Below are 19,078 nucleotides of genomic sequence, written 5' to 3'. Positions count from 1 at the left end.
CGCGGTATTATGCCTGCTTTGTCCGGCAGCATGAAAAGCCTGCCCGTCGGATGTCGTTCAAGGAATCAATATGTCGCCCTGGCTGACGGTAGTAGGCATCGGTGAAGACGGCTTCAAGGGCCTGGGCAGGAATGCCCGGCATGCTCTGTTGCGCGCCTCTCGTATCATTGGCGGCCAGCGCCAGCTGGATTTGCTGCCGGTGTGCATTCGTGCCGAGCGCGAGTTGTGGCCCAGCCCGTTTTCCCTGGCGCCGCTGCTGGCGCGGCGCTTTGAGCCGATATGCGTGCTGGCCAGTGGCGACCCGATGTTCTACGGCGTCGGCGCCAGCCTGGCGCGGCAGGTGGCGGTAGATGAACTGTTGATCCTGCCGGCGCCCTCTTCCGTGTCGCTGGCGGCCTCACGTTTGGGCTGGCCGCTGCAGGATGTGGTGACGCTGTCGGTAGTCGCCCGCCCGGTGGCTGCGCTCAATGCCCATCTGGCCAGCGGTGTGCGCTTGCTGGTGTTGAGCAACGACGGCCAGAGCCCGGCCGCTATCGCCGCCATGTTGCGCAGCAGCGGTTTTGGCCCGAGCCGCCTGAGTGTGTTTGAACACCTCGGTGGCAGCGCTGAACGGCGCATCGATGGCAACGCCGAAAGCTGGCAGGACCCGCCGGTTGCGGCGCTGAACCTGATCGCCATCGACTGCCTCGCCGACGCCAATACCCGGCGCCTGTCGCGCCTGGCCGGCCTGCCGGATGCGGCCTTCAAGCATGACGGCCAACTGACCAAGCGCGATGTGCGAGCCATGACCCTCGCGCGCCTTGCCCCCGCCCCCGGCGAGTTGCTTTGGGACGTCGGCGCGGGCAGCGGCTCCATCGGTATCGAATGGATGCGCGCCCACCCCAGCTGCCGCGCCCTGGCGATTGAAGCCGACGCCGGCCGCCAGCAGTTGATCGAACACAACCGCGATGCCCTCGGCGTGCCCGGCCTGCATTTGATTCGCGGCAGCGCACCCCAGGCCCTTGCGGGGCTGGAAGCGCCCGATGCGATCTTCATCGGCGGCGGTGTGACCCGCGACGGCGTGCTCGACACCTGCTGGCAACACCTGCGCCCGGGTGGGCGACTGGTGGCCAATGCCGTGACCCTGCAAAGCGAAATGACCTTGATGAACTGGCGTGCACAACACGGCGGCGAACTGACCCGCATCCATGTGGCCCAGGCCCAGCCCCTGGGCGAGTTCGACACCTGGCGCCAGGCGCTGCCCATCACCCTGCTGGAAGTGATCAAGCCGCTATGAAGCGCATCCTGCTGCTGGGCGGCGTGACTGAAGCCCTGGCCATCGCCCGCACCCTGGGCCCGCAACATATCTACAGCCTGGCCGGGATCGGCCGGGTGCCCACCGACCTGGCATGCCAGGTACGCGTCGGCGGTTACGGCGGTGCCGAGGGGCTGGCGCAGTTTGTCCGCGCCGAGCACATCAGCCTGATCCTCGACGCCACCCACCCCTACGCCGCACAGATCAGCGCCAACGCCGCCCAGGCCGCACAAAGGTGCAATATCCCCTGCTGGGCCCTGCGCCGCCCCGCCTGGCAGCCACAACCCGCCGATGACTGGCGCGAAGTGCGCGACTGGGCCGGGCTGATCGAGGCCTTGCAACCCTTCCAGCGCCCGTTGTTCACCCTGGGCCGCGAACCGCTGCAACACCTCGACGAAATCCCCGCCGGGCAGTTCTGGACCTTGCGCGCACTGGACAAATACCCCGGCAACGAACGCTGCGAAGTGATCGGCGCCCGCGGGCCGTTTTTGCTCGCGGATGAACGGGCGTTGTTCGAACGCCGGCAGATCGATGTCTTGATCAGCAAGAACAGCGGCAGCAGCGCCACCGAACCCAAGCTGGAAGTGGCCCGCGAGCGCGGCGTACCGGTGCTGATATTGCAACGGCCGGTGCTGGCGGGGGTGGATCGGGAGTTTTTGACGCCCCAAGAAACACTCACAGCATTGGCAAGTTTCACTCAATAAGTCAGGATCGCCCGCTTGCTTGATTAGTAACCTATTTGTTACCTTCGAGGCGGGCGATGATTGAGATTGAGGAATATAAACGCGACGGCCAAACCAGCCCATTCAAGCAATGGTTTTTATCCCTGAGCGTCCAGGCACGCCTTAAGGTATCAACCTCATTGCTTCGGCTGGAAATGGGCAACACCAGCAATATTAAGTGGTTCGATGGTATGGGCGAGTACCGGATCGATTGGGGCCCAGGGTATCGAATTTATTTGGTACGGGAGGGCCTGCGCCTGATCATCCTGTTCGGCGGCGGTGACAAATCCAGCCAGAAAAAAGATATCAAAACTGCAAAGTCGCTGATCCGCGACTATCAACGCGACAAAAAACTGGAACAAAAGAGGTAGCCAGCATGGCACTTACCCGCAGTTATAAACTCACGATTGCCGAAGCCGCCCAGCGCGACCCAGAGTTTGCCCAGGCACTCCTCGATGAGGCTGCTACGCTATTTCTCAACGGCGAACCCGAATTGTCCCGCATCATTCTGCGCGACCTGGTCAACGCCACTGTTGGTTTTGAGAGTTTGGCAAAAGAGACGGCCAAACCGAGCAAAAGCTTGCACCGTATGCTTTCGGCCCATGGCAACCCCAGCATGGATAACCTGGCGGCGATATTTGCGGTACTCCGAAAGGGGCTTGGCGTCGATATGCAGGTGCATGGCGTTCCCGTCGCATAACTTGACATCACTGCGACACCAAACCACACCGCCACTTTTTACTTATGCCCCCCGATCAGGCTAAATACCTACCTGATCGCTTAACCCTACGGATTGTCCGCCATGGCCCGTCAACGCTTTGCATTTGCCTGGATCGCCTGCCTTGCAGTGCTGTTCAACGCGTTTGCCATGCCGATGGCCGGGGCGATGCAGCAGGGTCAGAGCCCTGCCGAGCAATTGCTGTGGGGCAGTTTCTGCTCCTCCAATGGCAGCAAGCTGGTGGCGATCTCCCTGGGCAAGCTGGATATACCGGCGCCGCAGCAGGACGAGCATTCCTCCATGCAGCATTGCTGGTGCTGCTCGGGCTCGCCGCCGCTGCTGGCACTGGGGCATGTGCCGCAGTTGTATCTCACACGGATCGACCCGGCCCCTGGCCTGCCATCACCCACCCTGCAAGCCCCGACTCCGCGCCAGCAATGGCCGAGCCTCAACCCCCGCGCCTCTCCTGCCGTTTGATCACTTCGCAATTGAACTGCGTTTGAATCGTTCTGGAGAACTGCCATGCTCAAATCTTCCCTGCTTCTGGCGGCCTTGCTGCTGCCTGTGTTCAGTGCTGCCAATGCCGAGGACTACAAGGCCGGCGACCTGCTGGTCAGCGATCCCTGGTCCCAGGAATTGCCGCCCAATGCGCCGACGGTGGCCGCGTACTTTGTGATCCATAACCAGGGTGAAGCCCCGGACCGCCTGCTCAGCGTCGATACGCCAGTGGCGGCCAAGGCCGAGCTGCATGAACACGTCATGCAGGGCGACTTGATGAAAATGCAACAGGTGCCCAGCGTGGCCGTGCCGCCCAAGGGCGAGCTGACCTTCGCACCGATGGCCTATCACGTGATGCTCCTGGACCTGAAGGATCGCAGCCAATTGCGCGACGGCCAGCACTTCCCCCTGACCCTGAACTTCGAAAAGGCCGGGCCGGTAAAAGTGGAAGTCTCGGTACAAAAAGTACCGCCGATGGCCGGCCACGAGCAAAAGCACGCCCATTAACCACCCCAGGCCGCTCCCCATGGGTGCTCCCGCCAACAGGTCAACCCCGCGCCGCCGCCAGCCCCTGAAGCTGGCCCGCGGCAGCTGGATCAGCCTGTTCGCCATGCTGATGATCTTTATCGGACCGCTGATTTCCCAAGCGATGCCGATGGATCATCACGCCGGCATGTCCATGCAGATGTCCATGGACGACACCTGCCACGCCGCGCCAAAGCATCCCGCCGAGCACACCAAGCCCCCCGCCGCCGACCACGTCATGTGGGAGAAATGCGGCTATTGCAGCCTGTTGTTCAGTTGCCCGGCCCTGCCGGGCAGTGTTTCATTCGTGGCCCTTGGCACCCCACCACCGGCCAACGCCCTCACCCCTGCAACGCGCCTGGGCCATGCCCGGCAGAGCATTTTCCCCGGCGCGCGCAGCCGCGCCCCGCCCAGCCAGTCGTAAACCGCAATCACACACAACTTCGCACGGCCGCCTTCACACAGACAGCCGCAGGCTGCTGGCCGTGTTGTTTACGACTGACTGATGGAATTTTTCATGTCCAGGTTTCCTGCTGACACCCGTATGGGATGTACCCCCGTGCTCGCCGTTTTGTGCGGCGCACTCTTGGCCCCACAGGCGTATGCCGACGACCACGCCGAACACCACAACGAGCTCAGCCCGACGGTGATTACCGGCGTTGCCCCAAGCTCCCCACTGACCATCGTCACCAACCCCAAGGACCCACGCCAGCCGGTGCCGGCCAGTGACGGCGGCGACTACCTCAAGACCATTCCGGGCTTTGCCCTGGTGCGCAACGGCGGCACCAATGGCGACCCGGTACTGCGCGGCATGTTCGGCTCGCGCCTGAATATCCTCACCAACGGCAGCATGATGCTCGGCGCCTGCCCGGGCCGCATGGACGCGCCCACCTCCTACATCTCGCCGGAAACCTACGACAAGCTCACCGTGATCAAAGGCCCGCAAACCGTGCTCTGGGGCCCCGGCGCCTCGGCTGGCACGGTGCTGTTCGACCGTGAGCCGGAGCAGTTCGGCGAACTGGGCACGCGGGTCAACGCCAGCATCCTCGCCGGTTCCAACGGGCGTTTCGACAAAGTGCTGGATGCCGCCGCCGGTGGCTCGCTGGGGTATATCCGCGTGATCGGCAACCAGGCCCACGCCGATGACTACAAGGACGGCAACCACGACACCGTCGCCTCGCGCTACGACAAATGGAATGGTGACGTCGCCCTCGGCTGGACCCCGGACGCCGACACGCTGCTGGAACTCACCGCCGGTCGTGGCGATGGTGAAGCGCGTTACGCCGGACGTGGCATGGATGGCTCGCAGTTCCTGCGCGAAAGCCTCGGTCTGCGCTTCGAGAAATCCAATATCGGCGAGGTACTCGACAAGGTCGAAGCCCAGGTCTACTACAACTACGCCGACCATGTGATGGACAACTACAGCCTGCGCACGCCCTCGGGCACCGGGATGATGGCCGGGCCCATGGCGTCCAACGTCGACCGCCGCACCCTCGGCGCGCGGATCAAGGCCACCTGGCGCTGGGCCGACGTGCAACTGATCAGCGGCATCGATGCGCAGACCAACGAGCATCGCCAGCGCAGCAGCGCCGGGGTCGACACCTACAAGAACCTGCCGCGCAACAAGGACGCCGACTTCCACAACTACGGAGTGTTTGGCGAATTGACCTGGTACGCCGCCGACAATGACCGGCTGATTACCGGCGCCCGCCTGGATCGCGCCTCGGCCAAGGATTACCGCCAGCGCACCGGCAGCGGCATGATGAGTCGCGCCAACCCCACCGCCGGCGATACCCGCGCCGACACGCTGCCGTCCGGTTTCGTACGTTATGAACATGACTTGGCCGACAGCCCGACAACCCTCTACGCCGGCCTCGGCCACGCCGAACGCTTCCCGGACTACTGGGAGTTGTTCTCCCCCAACCGTGGCCCTGCGGGCTCGTTGAATGCCTTCGACGCGGTCAAACCGGAGAAAACCACCCAGCTGGATTTCGGCCTGCAATACAAGACCGCAGACCTGGAAGCCTGGGCCTCCGGTTATGTCGGCCAAGTGCGCGACTACATCCTGTTCAACTACACCCCAGGGATGATGGGCATGACTTCCCAGGCGCAGAACATCGATGCGCGGATCATGGGCGGTGAATTGGGCGCAGCGTACAAACTGACGTCCAACTGGAAAGCCGACGCCACCCTGGCCTACGCCTGGGGCAAGAACAGCAGCGACGGCAAGGCGCTGCCGCAAATGCCGCCCCTGGACGCACGCTTTGGCCTGACCTACAGCGAAGACGACTGGAGCGCCGGCGCCTTGTGGCGTGTGGTCGCAGCGCAAAACCGCATCGACCAGAACAAAGGCAACGTGGTCGGCAAGGACTTCGCCAAGAGCGGTGGTTTTGGCGTGTTCTCCCTCAATGCTGCATACCGCATCAACAAGAGCTTCAAGGTCAGCACTGGCGTCGACAACCTGTTTGGCAAGGCCTACGCCGAGCACTTGAACCTGGCCGGCAACGCCGGGTTCGGCTACCCGGCCAACGACCCACAAGCCATCAATGAACCGGGGCGCACGCTCTGGACCAAGGTCGACATGAGCTTCTAGCCACCACCGTTGTAGGAGCGAGCTTGCTCGCGAAGAACGTGAACGATGACGCAGCAAATCAGACTCAACGCGGCAACCTCAGGTTTTTCGCGAGCAAGCTCGCTCCTACAAGTCATGCACAAAAATAACGTCCTTGCGGAGCACCCTGATGACCCCTCCAAAGATCTCCTTCTACAACCTGGCCTGGCGCTGGCATTTCTACGCCGGGCTGTTTGTCGCCCCCTTCATGGTGTTGCTGGCAGTGACCGGCATCATCTACCTGTTCAAGCCCCAGCTTGACCCGTTGATGTACGGCCAGTTGCTTAACGTGCAGCCCGCCGAACACGTCCTCAGCGCCGACGAGCAACTGCAGCGGGCCAAGGCCGCCTATCCACATGCCACCCTCAGCAAATACCTGCCGCCCGTGGACGCCAGCAGCAGCGCGCAGTTTGTCCTGCACAACGCAGGCAACGAGCTGACCGTTTTTGTCGACCCTTACCGCAGCAGCGTGCTTGGCGAGCAGGACGCAACCTACAACCTGCAAGCCATCGTTCGTGCGCTGCATGGTGAATTGATGATCGGCACCACCGGCGACCGCCTGATTGAACTCGCGGCCGGCTGGGGGGTGATGTTGGTGGTGTCCGGCCTGTACCTGTGGTGGCCACGCGGTCGCTCTGCTGCCGGGATTCTGTGGCCGCGCCTGGGCAGTCGCGGGCGCCTGTTCTGGCGCGACCTGCATGCCGTCACCGGGTTCTGGGGCGCGGCGTTTCTGCTGCTGATGATCCTCAGCGGCATGACCTGGACCGGCTTCTGGGGCAAGCAGTACGCCGACCTGTGGAACCGCTTCCCGGCGGCGATGTGGAACGACGTGCCGCAGTCCGATCAACAGGCCCGCAGCCTCAATACCGCGACGCAGCAGACCGTGCCCTGGGCCATGGAAAACACCCCCATGCCGGTGTCCGGCGAGCATGCCGAACACATGCAGCACGGTGGCATGCACCACGGCCCGGCCGCGCCCTCGATCAGCCTGCAACAGGTGGTGGACCTGGCCACCGCACGCCAGGTCGAGCCGGGCTACAGCATCACCTTCCCGACCACGGCCACAGGCGTATTCACCATCGCCGTGTTCGCCAACGACCCGCGCAATGACGCAACCCTGCATGTGGACCAATACACCGGCAAGGTCCTCGCCGATGTGCGTTGGCAGCACTACAACACCGTGGCGCGGGTTACCGAGTCCGGGGTGATGCTGCACGAGGGCAAGATGTTCGGCGTGATCAACCAGATCATCGTGCTGCTGGTGTGCCTGATGATTCTGCTGAGTGCGGTCAGCGGCGTGGTGATCTGGTGGAAACGCCGGCCACAAGGTGGCCTGGGGGTTCCACCGTTGCGCCATGATTTGCCGAAGTGGAAAACCGCCATGGTGATCATGCTCGCGCTGGCGATCATTTTCCCATTGGTCGGTGCGTCGCTGATTCTGGTGTGGGTCCTGGATCGGCTGGTGCTGGCGCGCTTTTTCAAGCAACGTGAATCGGCCTCATCTTCCCCATGAGGCAAGCGAGATGCCCTACATAGAGACGTTATGTAGTCTTACGCGGGCTTTCATCCCAAACGTAAGAAGTGTTAACTTATAACACTTACTGCACCGTCCCCACTCGCCGCGTCCAGCGGCGAGTACCGTCTCGAAGAAGCGATCTGTCGTCCGATGAACAAGTACCTTGCCAGCGGCCTGTGCCTGCTTGCCTTGCAAAACAGCGCCCAGGCCCTGACCCTGCCCGCCAGCCCCGTGACCGCCCCGGCGGTGGACAGCGAATATATCGACCTGAGCACTCCAACCACAGCCGGTTCGCGCCTGGGCCTCACAGCCCTGCAAACCCCCGGCAGTGTCGAAAGCCAGACCGGCACGCAGATCCGCGAACGGGGCGACGCCAGTGTGCAGGACGCAATCTCCCGTGCCACCGGCATCAGCCGCACCGGCACCCCGGGCGACGGCGGCACCTCGCTGCAAACCCGTGGTTTTACCGGCCAGGGCTCGGTGATGCAGTTGTATGACGGCAACCGCCTGTACACCGGCATGGGCACCTCGACCTTCCCGGTCGACACCTGGGCGGTCGAGCGCGTGGACGTGCTGCGCGGCCCGGCCTCGGTGCTGTATGGCGAAGGCGCCACCGGCGCAGTGGTCAACACGATCTCGAAAAAACCCTTCACTGGCGAGATCGAAAACCACATCCGCCTGGGCTACGGCTCCTATGATCGCCAGCAACAAGCCCTGGACAGCGGCGGTTCGCTGACCGACACCTTGAGCTATCGCCTGAACCTCAACCGCCTGCGCAGCAATGGCTTTATCGACCGTGGCGACTCGGCCAGCGATTTTGCCAGCGGCGCCCTGCGCTGGCAGGCCGCCGATGACCTGAGCTTCACCCTGGCCCACGACTACGGCGACCAGCGCCCACAGAACTACTTTGGTACACCGCTGCTCAACGGCCACTTGCACAAGGGCCTGCGCGACAAGAACTACAACGTCAGCAACGACACCCAGCATTACAACGACCAGTGGACGCGCCTGAGCAGCGAATGGCAGATCAACGATGCCGTCAGCGCGCGCAACGAGCTGTACTACCTCAAGGCCCAGCGCCGCTGGCAGAACGCCGAGAACTACAACTTCAGCGCCGGGCAACTGACCCGCAGCGGGTTCTACGGCATCAAGCACAACCAGGAGCAGGTCGGCGATCGCCAGACCTTCACCTTCAAACACACCCTGTTCGGCCTCGACAGCCAGACCGTGACCGGCGTGGAATACAACCGCATCCGTTTCCGCCTGGCCAGCAACTCACCGTTTGAAGACGTCGTGACCGGTGGCCAGCCGATTGATGTGAAACACCCGGCCCAGGCCCCTTTTGAAAGTGCCGACCCGTTCCTGCCGCTGTTCGCCACCACCACCAAACAGTTCGCAGGCTTTGCCGAAAACCGCCTGCAACTGACCGACCAGCTCTCGCTGATCACCGGCATCCGTCGCGACTACGTGCACCTGGACCGCGATGAACTGCGCAGCGGTGAGCGCAGCGACAGGACCCTGACCGGCAACAACTGGAAGGCCGGCCTGGTGTTTGCCATCACTCCAGACACCTCGGTCTACGGCCAGTACGCCACCAGCACCGATGGCGTCGGCGGGTTGATCTCCCTGAGTTCAAGCCAGCAAGCGTTCGACCTGTCCACTGCCAAGCAGACCGAGATCGGTATCAAGCAGGCCTTCTGGGACCAGCGCGGCGAGTGGACCCTGGCGGCCTACCATATCGTCAAAAAGAAACTGCTGACCGATGTGCCGGGCAACCCGCAGTTCAAACAGCAGGTGGGCCAGCAATCCTCCAATGGCCTGGAAGCCAGCCTCGACCTGCAACTGCCCCACGCCTGGCAGCTGCAAGCCAACGCGGCCATCGTGCGGGCGCAGTACGACGACTTCCAGCAGAATGTCGGCGGCGTACAAGTCTCGCGCGATGGCAATCGCCCGGTGGACGTGCCGCGCCGCACCGCCAACCTGTGGCTGAGCAAGGCCGTGACCGAAGACATCCGCGCCAGTGCCGGCGTACGTTATGTGGATGCGCGTTACGCCGACATGGCCAACCAGAACGAGCTGCCCAGCTACACCGTGGTCGATGCCAGCGTTTCGTGGAAAGCCCTGCGCAACACGACATTGGGCCTGCAATTGAATAACCTGTTCGACCGCACCTATGCCGTGAGCCAATACAATGAAGGCCAGCAATGGATACTGGGGGAGCCGCGCTCGTTCTTTGTGACGGCCGACTACACCTTCTAACCCCCCCACACTGGATCGCTGTTTGACTTGAGAGATTTGATGCCCACCCTCGACCTTCACCACCTCGCCTGGTCCCCCCTGGGCCACAGCCACTGCCATCACCAGTTCCAGCTGCGTGATGCCAGCCTGCAGGTGGGCGCCGGGGAGTTTGTCGGGCTGATCGGGCCCAATGGCAGCGGCAAGACCAGCCTGTTGCGCTGCGCCTATCGGTTCAGCAAACCCGAGCAGGGCGAAGTGCGGTTCGATCACCAGAACGTCTGGAAGCAGCCTTCACGCTGGTGCGCCCAGCGCATCGCCGTGGTGTTGCAGGAATTCCCCGATGCCTTCGGCTTGCGCGTCGATGAAGTCGTCGCCATGGGCCGCACGCCCCACAAAGGGCTGTTCGACGGCGATACCCAACACGATCGCCAACTGGTGCAACAAGCCCTCGACTCCGTCGGCCTGCTGGGCTTTGAGGACCACGCCTTCGCCACCCTTTCCGGCGGTGAAAAACAGCGCGTGATCCTCGCCCGCGCCCTGGCCCAGCAACCGCAATTGCTGATCCTCGATGAACCGACCAACCACCTCGACCCACGCTACCAGCTTGAGTTGCTCAAGCTGGTCAAGCGCCTGCAGATCGGCACCCTGGCCAGTATCCACGACCTGAACCTGGCGGCAGCCTTCTGTGATCGCCTGTACGTGATAAACCACGGGTGCATCATCACCAGTGGTACGCCGCACGAGGTGTTGACCACCGAGTTGCTGCGCGAGGTCTTCGGTGTCGAGGCCTTGATCGATGCCCATCCTTTGTCCGGCTACCCTCGAATCACCTGGATAACCCAACCATGATCCTGCGCTCCCTGCTCTCCCTCGCTTTGCTGCTGGGCACCGCCCAGGCGTTTGCCGAAGCGACCCATTACCCGCTGAAAATCCAGAGCTGCAACCGCGAAGTGACCTTCAACCAGGCGCCGGAACACGCCGTCAGCCACGACATCAACATGACCCAGATGATGTTGGCCCTGGGGCTCAAGTCGCGCATGGTCGGCTACAGCGGCGTGACGGGCTGGAAATCCGTGACCCCGCAAATGGCCCAGCTACTCGATGGCCTGCCAGAGCTGGCGAGCAAGTACCCGTCGGTGGAAACCCTGCTCAATGCCAACGTCGATTTCTTCTTCGCCGGCTGGGACTACGGCATGCGCGTGGGCGGCGACCTCACGCCGCAAACCCTGCAACCTTTGGGCATCAATGTGCTGGAGCTGACCGAGTCCTGTGCGTTTGTGATGAAGCGCCCGGCCGCGACCCTGGATGACACCTACAACGACCTGCGCAACCTGGGCAAGATCTTCGACGTGCAGGAGCGCGCCAATGCCTTGATCACCCGGATGCAGGCACAGGTCGCCGATATACAAAAAAACCTGCCGGCGGAAAAACCCCGGGTATTTCTATACGACAGTGGCGAAGACCGCGCCATGACCTCGGGCCGCCTGGGCATGCCGCAAGCGCTGATCGAGGCGGCGGGCGGGCGCAATATCCTCGATGACGTGGACGCCAGTTGGACCCGCATCAATTGGGAAACCGTGGTCGAGCGCAACCCACAGGTCATCGTGATCGTCGACTACAGCGAAATCAGCGCCGCACAGAAGCAGCAATTCCTGCTGGACAACCCGGCGCTGCAAGCGGTGGACGCCATCAAGCACCAGCGCTTTATCGTGATCCCCTACGTGCAGGCCACGCCCGGTATCGACAATGTGCTGGCAGTCCAGACCCTGGCCAAGGGGTTTCACCACCCATGATTGACCGTCGCTACGCCCTGCTGCTGGTGGCCCTTGGCGCGTTGTTGCTGGTGTCTTGCGTGATGTCTTTGGGCTTCGGCCCCGCGCGGGTGCCCCAGGACGTGGTGTGGCGGATTCTGCTGCACAAGGTAGCGGGCGTTGGCGAGGTGAGCTGGAGCGCCGGCCAGGAACATATCGTCTGGTTGATCCGCGTGCCGCGCATGCTGCTCGGCGCCCTGGTGGGCGCGGGCCTTGCGTTGATCGGCGCGGTGCTGCAGGCCGTGACGCGCAACCCGCTGGCCGACCCCCATCTGCTGGGCGTGACCTCCGGCGCCACCTTGGGCGCGGTGATTGTGGTGCTGCATGTCGGCCAGGTCATCGGCTTACTGACGCTGCCGCTGGCCGCATTTATCGGCGCGCTGTTGAGCATGCTCGTGGTGCTGGCCGTGGCCAGTCGCAACGGTCGCCTGGAAAGTGATCGCCTGTTGCTGTGCGGCGTAGCGGTATCGTTTGTGATGATGGCGGTGGCCAACCTGCTGCTGTTCATGGGCGACCATCGCGCCGCGTCGGCGGTGATGTTCTGGATGCTCGGCGGCCTGGGCCTGGCACGCTGGGAGTTGCTGGCAATTCCCTCTGCGACGGTGCTGCTCGGGCTGCTGTTGCTGTTGGGCATGGCGCGCCCGCTCAACGCACTGATGGCCGGCGAACAGACCGCCGTCACCCTGGGCCTGAACGCACGCAATGTGCGCCTGAAGGTGTTCCTGATTACGTCGCTGATGACCGGCGTACTGGTGTCCATCAGCGGCTCCATCGGCTTTGTCGGGTTGATGGTGCCGCACATTGCCCGGCGCCTGGTGGGCGCCGAGCATCGGCGACTGCTACCGGCCTGCGGCTTGCTCGGCAGCCTGTTCCTGGTGTGGGTCGACGTCGCTGCACGCACCCTGATCGCCCCCGAAGACCTGCCTATCGGCGTAGCCACGGCGGCGATTGGCGGGCTGTTTTTCATTGGCCTGATGCGCAAGCGTTAGGCCGCCGGCCCCCTGAAAAAACCGGGCCTGCGCTTACAGCTCATCCCGGTCCCGTATGTTCAGCGGCTCATCCCCTCCGATCGCTTCCAGGCTCAGACCATTGGCATATCCCAACTGCTGCTCGGACAGCTGCCCTTCGTTGATCCAGAATCCGTCTTTATCCAGGACCAACAGCTTGCCGGCGTTGACCATGCCTTTGAGAAAAACGCTGGGATAAACCGTGGGCCCGGTCACCAGCGTCTTGCCTTCGAAGGGCATAAAACTTGGCACGTATTTCAATAGCGCACCGCCCTGGCACGAGAGATAAAGAGCGGCGGACTCACGGGGCAAGCTACGCAATACCCAGATGAAATAGCTCATGAGTTCCGGCCCCACAAAATTGCGCAACAGGGCCTGGTCCGCTGGATCCAGGCTGTCCGTGGCAGGCATGCTGCTGTAGAGCAGATGCACCCCGACAACCCCAAGGTTTGGCGGGAAGTCCGGCATTGGCGCCGGGGGTTCCAACGGCTGAACGGGCCCTTGAGGGCCGCTGTAGAACAGCCGCAAAATCAGCGCGCGCCCAACCCCAGGAGCCACGGGGAGCGTGACCAGGAACGAGGAGCGCGTGGCGTCGGCCAGAACGGCAGCGAGGTACTGCTGATCCTGATAAGGCGAGAGTCGCCGCTGCAGATAGCGCACCGCATCATCCCCATGGGAGAACACCGGGCCACATGCCGCCGCCCATGGGTCGACCAAGACCTCGACCACGCCAGGCCGCCAGAACTGATCCACACGATTGCGCGTGGTCCACTCTCGCCCCTGGATCAGCGTGCTCAGATCGCCAATCGCCACCAGGTCCTGCACGTAACTGAGTACGGTCCGCTTGCCTTCCAGTAACTGCTGGCGCAACTCGACCAATAGCCCAAAATCCTCCAATTGAGCCTCGGTTCCCTGGTACTCATAGCGGAGCAAGGCGCCGTCCTGGCACGACAGGTACATCCCCAGGCGCTTGCCTTTCAAGCCATGCAGGGAGAAGCGAATGCCGGTGTCGATATCCGTGGGCGTAAAGAACGCCTGGCGCAGTGGATCGTCGGCGGGCGCCTGGGCTACGTTGCTGGCGCACAGGTAGAAACCTTCGAGCCCATAGTCCTGGGGAAACTGGCCATTGGGAAAGACTTGCCAGAAGTCGCGATAGCTCTGGCGCAGCATCGGCAGGCTGGCCATATAACGCGCGGTTTTCTTCGACTTGAAGAGATAGCCAAACTGTAGATTTTCGCCATGTCGGCAGCGCTCATGGACATAACGTATCGCATCCTTTTCGTTGGCAAAGAGCGGACTGAACGCCGGGTCTGCCAGGGCGTTGCGGATCATCAACGGCGCGACCTGGAACGCAATGAACTCCCCGCTGATCCGGCGTGGAATACCCCAGGCAGGGCTGCCCTGCACCACTCGCAACACCCCGGTTTTGCCCAGGCGGGTGACAAACTCAGTGGGGGTCAGTTCGCCCTTGCGGATCTGCCGCTCAATGCGGTTATCCAACAGATCTGCACGCACCGGGTTCAACGCTTGCAGGTCTTTTTTCAGTTGCTCTTCCAATGGCGTCCCGCTGCGGGTGTAACTCACCACACAGCGATCGGCGCCCAACAGGTACTCGTCAGTCAAGCTGGCGTCCTGCCCCCAAAGCGCTGCGCCAATCACCCTGGTGGACGGCATATTGCGATACAGCTGCTCCTGGTGGGTCTCCAGGGCGAAGGGCAACTCGCGGACCGGGCTTGAGCGGTAGCGCCCCACAAGGGTGTGGGCGGCGGGGAAGCCGCCCGTGCTGACCACTTCATCCGGGAAGATCCATTTGGGGTCGAAATCTTCACGCGGCACTTTCAGCGGTTCGGTGGCCACAAACAGGCCGTCGGGGCGCTTGAGGATCACCCCGCCCATCAAGCCATTGCCCTGGAGCAACAACGACTGCGCATGGCGTACCGCATCGTCCTGATGATGGAAGGCCGGCCCCAGGCGACGGCGCAGGAAGTTGGCATAAGGTCGCCATGGCTCGGAGCCTCGGCTCACCGCCCCTCGCCGATCCCAGCACTGGCTGCTGTACAGCACCCGCAAGCCCCCGGCCTTGGCGACCAATGAAACAAACTTGGCGGTGTCGAACGTGCCGTTGCGCAGGCTCATGCCCTCGATTGTCACGTCCTCACCTTGAGGGGGCTCTGTGAGCAGGGGCGCGACTTGTGGCTGATAACGCAACAAGGCGCCGTCCAGCGTCGACAGGTAGACCGGCAATATGCCTGTCGCTGAATCACGCGGTATCGAGCGGGCGTCGTCTTCGGCACGCATCAGCACATTCGGGGTGACAAAAAACCGCATCAGCCAGGCCTCGACCGGCGGCAACCCCGACGGTAGCCATTGCTGCGAATAGAGCAGCCCCACCACCGTAAAATTCCTGGCGAAAGCACCACCAGCCAGATAGCCGGCCCCTTTGGATACGTCACGTAACCAACGCCCGCTGAGGGCTACCGGTAACAGTTCGCTGACCACAAACTCATCCGCCGCTGGGTGCTTGAGCACATAGGCGATGTAGCCCTGGGCATCCAGGTTCCTGCCAGCCCAGCGCAAATGGGCATTGAGCGCCGCGCCATCCTGGCTGCTGAAAATCGCGCCGAATGCCGGGTTCAGCGGTTCGACATCGGCGTAGTCGAAGTTTGGCGTCCAGTCGCTGTAGACCCGGCCACGGGGGCCCCACAACGAACTGCGGACCAGCACTTGCAGGTCGCCCGCGTCAGCCAGCCGGGTAACGATGTCTGCCGGTTTGAGCACACCCGATTCCAATCGCTCGAAATACCCATGCTTGCCAGCCTCACGGGTGGTGTTGCTCTGCACCACCAGCTCCCTGGCCGAGCCGCCGGGGACATAGCCGATCAGGTTGTTCGGCGAGCCGCTCAAGTAGGCCGGTCGGCGCGACGCAATCACCGCCTGGAGTTCCTGATCCGAGAACATCGTGGTCATGACTTCCAGGTCCTCCAGCGTCCAGTTCAACCGCTGCTGGCGCTCGCGGTCACTGGCCGACAGTGCGGCGTGGGAGGCGTAGCGCGCATATAGCTCATAACCTCGCGGCGGTACCAGCACCCCATTACCGGCAACCGGCGTGAGCAGGTCGGCAGTGAATCCATTGCCGTGGATAATCAACGGTTCAGTGAAGACAAATCGCCCATCCAGCCCCTTGAGGATATAACCGCCATACGCCTGCGCTCGGCGAAAGCCGATCCGCTCATGGGCATGCCGAGCGGCATCCTCGGCCGTCAGGAACGCCGCACTCAACGCCACGGAACCCGTGCCCAATGGCAGGCTCTCGCTGTCATACACCGGCCCCTGGGTTTGCCATAACGCGCCCTGCTGAAGCACCGACAACGCACCGGCCCGGATTACCCGGCGCACGAAGTCCCGTGGAGACAACGAGCCGTCGAGCAAGGCGGCCTGGTTACCTTTATCGGTCACCGTACTGCCCGTCACGGTCACCAGTTCGTTGTCAGGCGCGGCACCTGGCACCTGCCACTGCAGCAATGCGTCGTCGGCGGTGCGCAGATACAACTTCAGCCCCAGCCCGGCGACCTGCAACGCAAAGGTTTCCAGCCCCTGTTGCACGCTCTCCACCAGCAATTTCGGGCTGGTAAAGCGCCTGTACAGCCACTCCTCCCGAACGAGCAGTTGTGCGGCATCAAGGGGCGGCGCATTGCGGTAGATGCCGACCAGTCGGTAATTGGACGGCAGTTTGGGCTGACCGTCGGCCCGCAGCGGAAACAGGCTTGCCACGCTCGTGCCGGCCGCAACGGGCAGCGTCGCGGCGTAGGTTTGCGTGGTCTTGTGCTTGAGTACAACGCCTTGGTACGCCCCCGTTGGCAAGGCGGCCAGGTGGTTCAGTGCAATCAGCGCAGCCACTTGCCCCATGTTCGTGGCAGGCGTAAGGAACGGCTGCTCCTGCACGACGCCTGCGGGGCTGACCGGCGTGCCGACTCGCCATCCTCGGGAGACCCGGCCGCGAGCGCCACCCCAGACACGACTGGGCACTACCACCCGCAGGTCTCCCACATCGGCAAAATTCCAGATCGCCCCTTCAAACTCAGTGAACGTTTCGATCCGCAGCTCACCGGTCAGTTGCTTGAGCAGCTTTTGCTCCGCTGCCGACCCGCTGCTCACGTATTTGAGCAACGACCCCTCTGGCCCCGACAGATAGTGAGCGGGCGTAAACTCGCGGTTGCCGATGACAAACGCCTGGTCTGCCGACGAGAAAAAACTGATAAATACCGCAACCTGATCAGCGGAAAACTGCGCGTGCAGTTGTTGCTCGCCAACGGAACCGGCCGGATGTGAGTGGTAGAGGGCATGGCAATCATAGGGGGACGGTGCGATGAAGTAGTCATGCTCATCAGTGGCAAGGATGGAGCGGAAATCAAATTGAATGGCCGCACCGGCCACCGGCTCGGTGGCGAAATAGCGCGCGCCCTGTTTCAACACGGCGCCGCCGTACTCCTTGTCGCGCTGGTTGCCGATCCGGTCGTGGGCCCAGCGGGCAGCATCGTCAGCGCTGATGAAGGGCGGGCTCAAGACCGGTTTGGGAATCAATGAAAACGCGCGCCACTGAGCATCCACGGGGCCGCTCCTGTCCCAGACTTTTCCCGTGCGGGTGACGGTCAGATGCCCTGCTTCGGCCACACGCAACACAAAGGCCCGAGGGCGCAATGTACCGTCGAGTAACGCCGAATCGATCTGGTTATCCACCACCCGACCGTCAGCCTCGACGCGAAAAAGATCGGCCTCGGCCGCCGAGAACGAACAGGTGTATTGCAGCAAGGCCCCATCATTGACGCTGCGATAGAACACCAGCCGCCGCTGTGGCCCCAGCAAGTCCCTGGACTGGTGCCCTTGATAAAGCTGGGTTGCCAGTTCGGCGGGCGCAAAAAAGTTGCGGTACAACCACGGCTCCAGGGCGGAGAGCCTGGCAGGCACCGGAGTGGGGCCCTGGTAGACGCCGTACCAATGGAACTGATCGTGCTGCACCCGATTGCCATCGGGGGTCAGTGCAAAAAGCTGTTGGATGGTCGCCGGGGCCGCGCCGCCGGCCAGCGGTTCGGTCAGCACGTAATCTTCTCTATCGATGTGCTTGAGGATAAACGCCGTTTGGCGCTGTTCAAGCAATGCCAACGTGGCTTGCAGCCCGAACTGCACAGCCCCGCACGCCGGCAGATCGTAGGTACGCGAGACGAAGGGGGAAAAAGGCTGCCATTGCTTGGGCACTGTACCTACCGATCCGCCCCATAAAGCACTGGGTACCACGAAGGACAATTGACTGACACTGAGCACCTTCTTGATAAGGCTCTGGGGCGTATCGTCGGCGGGGCCGTCCTCATGGCCGAAGTGCAAGCGTTGATTCAACCATACGCCAAAGCGCCGCTCCTCCTCCGACCCGGTGGTGACATGCTTGAGCAGCGCGCCGTCCGGGCCGGACAGGTAAGACGCCGAAAAAAAGCCGCGCTCCAAAATATTGATGCTCAGGTCGATATCCGAAAAAAAGCTGTTCAAGGCCTTGGCCTGGCGTTCGGAAAGCGCAGGATTACTGGCTGCAAACTCCTCGAACATATCGGGATGCGAGTGATATTCGGCCACGCACCGATAGCCTTGCGGGTGCAAGTACTGACTGTTGCTGTCGACCTTGAGCACGGTCCATAAATCGAAGGTATTGCGTTGCCCCGCAATAGGTTCGGTGCAATAGAAATAGCCATCTGACACGCGCTCCAGAATCACCCCTCCATACTCGACATCACGCCGGCTGCCGATCTGCCGGTGGGCGTAGCGGGCCGCATCGTCCATGGTGATAAAGGCAGGCCCCACAGGTGGTAGCGCCACATCGGACTTCAGGCCACTGCCGAACCATCCGCGTTTAGGTCGTTCCATGACATCCCCTCAAATTTGCCGTGGCCAGACGCTGGCCAAGGTCACGGCGATCTTTGCCCCTGGCGCCATCCCCAGGGCGCTAGATAGTTATCCACACCCTGCCCCGTTCAGGCGCGCGCTCTGCACCAACACCTGAAACAAGCCCTGACTTGGTGCATCGCTCGCGATCCAGACGCCTGACTCCCCGCATAACCAGGGACCACTCGCAGTAGGCACAGCCTTTGCAAA

Annotated in this window: 14 protein-coding genes; 13 read left to right on the top strand and 1 reads right to left on the bottom strand. The window is 62.7% G+C overall.

All coding sequences use genetic code 11. The features are described 5' to 3' along the window. Positions 1-70: 70 nt before the first annotated feature. The 13 genes from cbiE (at position 71) to BHC62_RS03985 (ending at position 12,922) form a co-directional block, all read left to right on the top strand. Complete coding sequence (gene cbiE / locus BHC62_RS04045; protein WP_070994295.1) at positions 71-1,276, top strand: precorrin-6y C5,15-methyltransferase (decarboxylating) subunit CbiE; 1,206 nt, start codon at positions 71-73, stop codon at positions 1,274-1,276. Further along, positions 1,273-1,998, top strand: coding sequence for a cobalt-precorrin-6A reductase (locus tag BHC62_RS04040; RefSeq protein ID WP_070994294.1), 726 nt, complete (start codon positions 1,273-1,275; stop codon positions 1,996-1,998). The genes cbiE and BHC62_RS04040 overlap by 4 nt, the downstream gene beginning before the upstream one ends. Positions 1,999-2,054: 56 nt before the next feature. Then, on the top strand, positions 2,055-2,387 hold the full coding sequence (locus BHC62_RS04035) for a type II toxin-antitoxin system RelE/ParE family toxin (protein ID WP_029297703.1): 333 nt from the start codon (positions 2,055-2,057) through the stop codon (positions 2,385-2,387). Positions 2,388-2,392: 5 nt separating this feature from the next. Beyond that, positions 2,393-2,716 (top strand): DNA-binding protein, encoded by a 324-nt coding sequence (locus BHC62_RS04030; RefSeq protein ID WP_057958200.1) that lies wholly within the window; start codon positions 2,393-2,395, stop codon positions 2,714-2,716. A 102-nt stretch (positions 2,717-2,818) separates the two neighbouring features. Next, a complete protein-coding gene (locus BHC62_RS04025; RefSeq protein WP_029297708.1) occupies positions 2,819-3,211 on the top strand; it encodes a DUF2946 domain-containing protein in 393 nt (130 codons plus the stop codon). A gap of 45 nt (positions 3,212-3,256) precedes the next feature. Further along, the gene (locus tag BHC62_RS04020) at positions 3,257-3,739 is read left to right on the top strand and encodes a copper chaperone PCu(A)C (RefSeq protein WP_029297710.1); all 483 of its coding nucleotides are present in this window, start codon (positions 3,257-3,259) and stop codon (positions 3,737-3,739) included. Between the two features lie 19 nt (positions 3,740-3,758). After that, entirely contained in the window at positions 3,759-4,181 is a 423-nt protein-coding gene (locus BHC62_RS04015; RefSeq protein ID WP_070994293.1) for a DUF2946 domain-containing protein, read from the top strand. A gap of 93 nt (positions 4,182-4,274) precedes the next feature. Beyond that, on the top strand, positions 4,275-6,350 hold the full coding sequence (locus BHC62_RS04010; protein WP_070994292.1) for a TonB-dependent copper receptor: 2,076 nt from the start codon (positions 4,275-4,277) through the stop codon (positions 6,348-6,350). A gap of 148 nt (positions 6,351-6,498) precedes the next feature. Further along, positions 6,499-7,881, top strand: coding sequence for a PepSY domain-containing protein (locus BHC62_RS04005; protein ID WP_070994291.1), 1,383 nt, complete (start codon positions 6,499-6,501; stop codon positions 7,879-7,881). A gap of 153 nt (positions 7,882-8,034) precedes the next feature. Beyond that, positions 8,035-10,143 carry a TonB-dependent siderophore receptor gene (locus BHC62_RS04000; RefSeq protein WP_070994290.1) on the top strand — a complete coding sequence of 703 codons (2,109 nt, stop codon included), beginning with the start codon at positions 8,035-8,037 and terminating at the stop codon, positions 10,141-10,143. 39 nt (positions 10,144-10,182) lie between these two features. Further along, complete coding sequence (locus BHC62_RS03995) at positions 10,183-10,971, top strand: ABC transporter ATP-binding protein (protein WP_070994289.1); 789 nt, start codon at positions 10,183-10,185, stop codon at positions 10,969-10,971. After that, the gene (locus BHC62_RS03990; RefSeq protein WP_070994288.1) at positions 10,968-11,915 is read left to right on the top strand and encodes an ABC transporter substrate-binding protein; all 948 of its coding nucleotides are present in this window, start codon (positions 10,968-10,970) and stop codon (positions 11,913-11,915) included. Before BHC62_RS03995 ends, BHC62_RS03990 begins: the two co-directional genes overlap by 4 nt. Then, positions 11,912-12,922 carry an iron ABC transporter permease gene (locus BHC62_RS03985; protein ID WP_029297729.1) on the top strand — a complete coding sequence of 337 codons (1,011 nt, stop codon included), beginning with the start codon at positions 11,912-11,914 and terminating at the stop codon, positions 12,920-12,922. Before BHC62_RS03990 ends, BHC62_RS03985 begins: the two co-directional genes overlap by 4 nt. Before the next feature lie 33 nt (positions 12,923-12,955). Here BHC62_RS03985 and BHC62_RS03980 read toward each other — a convergent pair whose 3' ends face one another. Continuing rightward, entirely contained in the window at positions 12,956-18,850 is a 5,895-nt protein-coding gene (locus tag BHC62_RS03980) for a DUF4329 domain-containing protein (protein WP_070994287.1), read from the bottom strand. Positions 18,851-19,078: the final 228 nt, after the last annotated feature.

It is taken from the genome of Pseudomonas sp. 06C 126 (assembly GCF_001855215.1).
Classification (GTDB): Bacteria; Pseudomonadota; Gammaproteobacteria; order Pseudomonadales; family Pseudomonadaceae; genus Aquipseudomonas; species Aquipseudomonas proteolytica.
Note: the sequence above shows the minus strand (reverse complement) of the source record. Positions and strands in the feature narration are given on the sequence as shown.

Coding starts and splice junctions, on each gene's coding strand:
- cbiE (WP_070994295.1), top strand. CDS start 71: ATGTCGCCCTGGCTGACGGTAGTAGGCATCGGTGAAGACGGCTTCAAG.
- BHC62_RS04040 (WP_070994294.1), top strand. CDS start 1,273: ATGAAGCGCATCCTGCTGCTGGGCGGCGTGACTGAAGCCCTGGCCATC.
- BHC62_RS04035 (WP_029297703.1), top strand. CDS start 2,055: ATGATTGAGATTGAGGAATATAAACGCGACGGCCAAACCAGCCCATTC.
- BHC62_RS04030 (WP_057958200.1), top strand. CDS start 2,393: ATGGCACTTACCCGCAGTTATAAACTCACGATTGCCGAAGCCGCCCAG.
- BHC62_RS04025 (WP_029297708.1), top strand. CDS start 2,819: ATGGCCCGTCAACGCTTTGCATTTGCCTGGATCGCCTGCCTTGCAGTG.
- BHC62_RS04020 (WP_029297710.1), top strand. CDS start 3,257: ATGCTCAAATCTTCCCTGCTTCTGGCGGCCTTGCTGCTGCCTGTGTTC.
- BHC62_RS04015 (WP_070994293.1), top strand. CDS start 3,759: ATGGGTGCTCCCGCCAACAGGTCAACCCCGCGCCGCCGCCAGCCCCTG.
- BHC62_RS04010 (WP_070994292.1), top strand. CDS start 4,275: ATGTCCAGGTTTCCTGCTGACACCCGTATGGGATGTACCCCCGTGCTC.
- BHC62_RS04005 (WP_070994291.1), top strand. CDS start 6,499: ATGACCCCTCCAAAGATCTCCTTCTACAACCTGGCCTGGCGCTGGCAT.
- BHC62_RS04000 (WP_070994290.1), top strand. CDS start 8,035: ATGAACAAGTACCTTGCCAGCGGCCTGTGCCTGCTTGCCTTGCAAAAC.
- BHC62_RS03995 (WP_070994289.1), top strand. CDS start 10,183: ATGCCCACCCTCGACCTTCACCACCTCGCCTGGTCCCCCCTGGGCCAC.
- BHC62_RS03990 (WP_070994288.1), top strand. CDS start 10,968: ATGATCCTGCGCTCCCTGCTCTCCCTCGCTTTGCTGCTGGGCACCGCC.
- BHC62_RS03985 (WP_029297729.1), top strand. CDS start 11,912: ATGATTGACCGTCGCTACGCCCTGCTGCTGGTGGCCCTTGGCGCGTTG.
- BHC62_RS03980 (WP_070994287.1), bottom strand. CDS start 18,850: ATGGAACGACCTAAACGCGGATGGTTCGGCAGTGGCCTGAAGTCCGAT.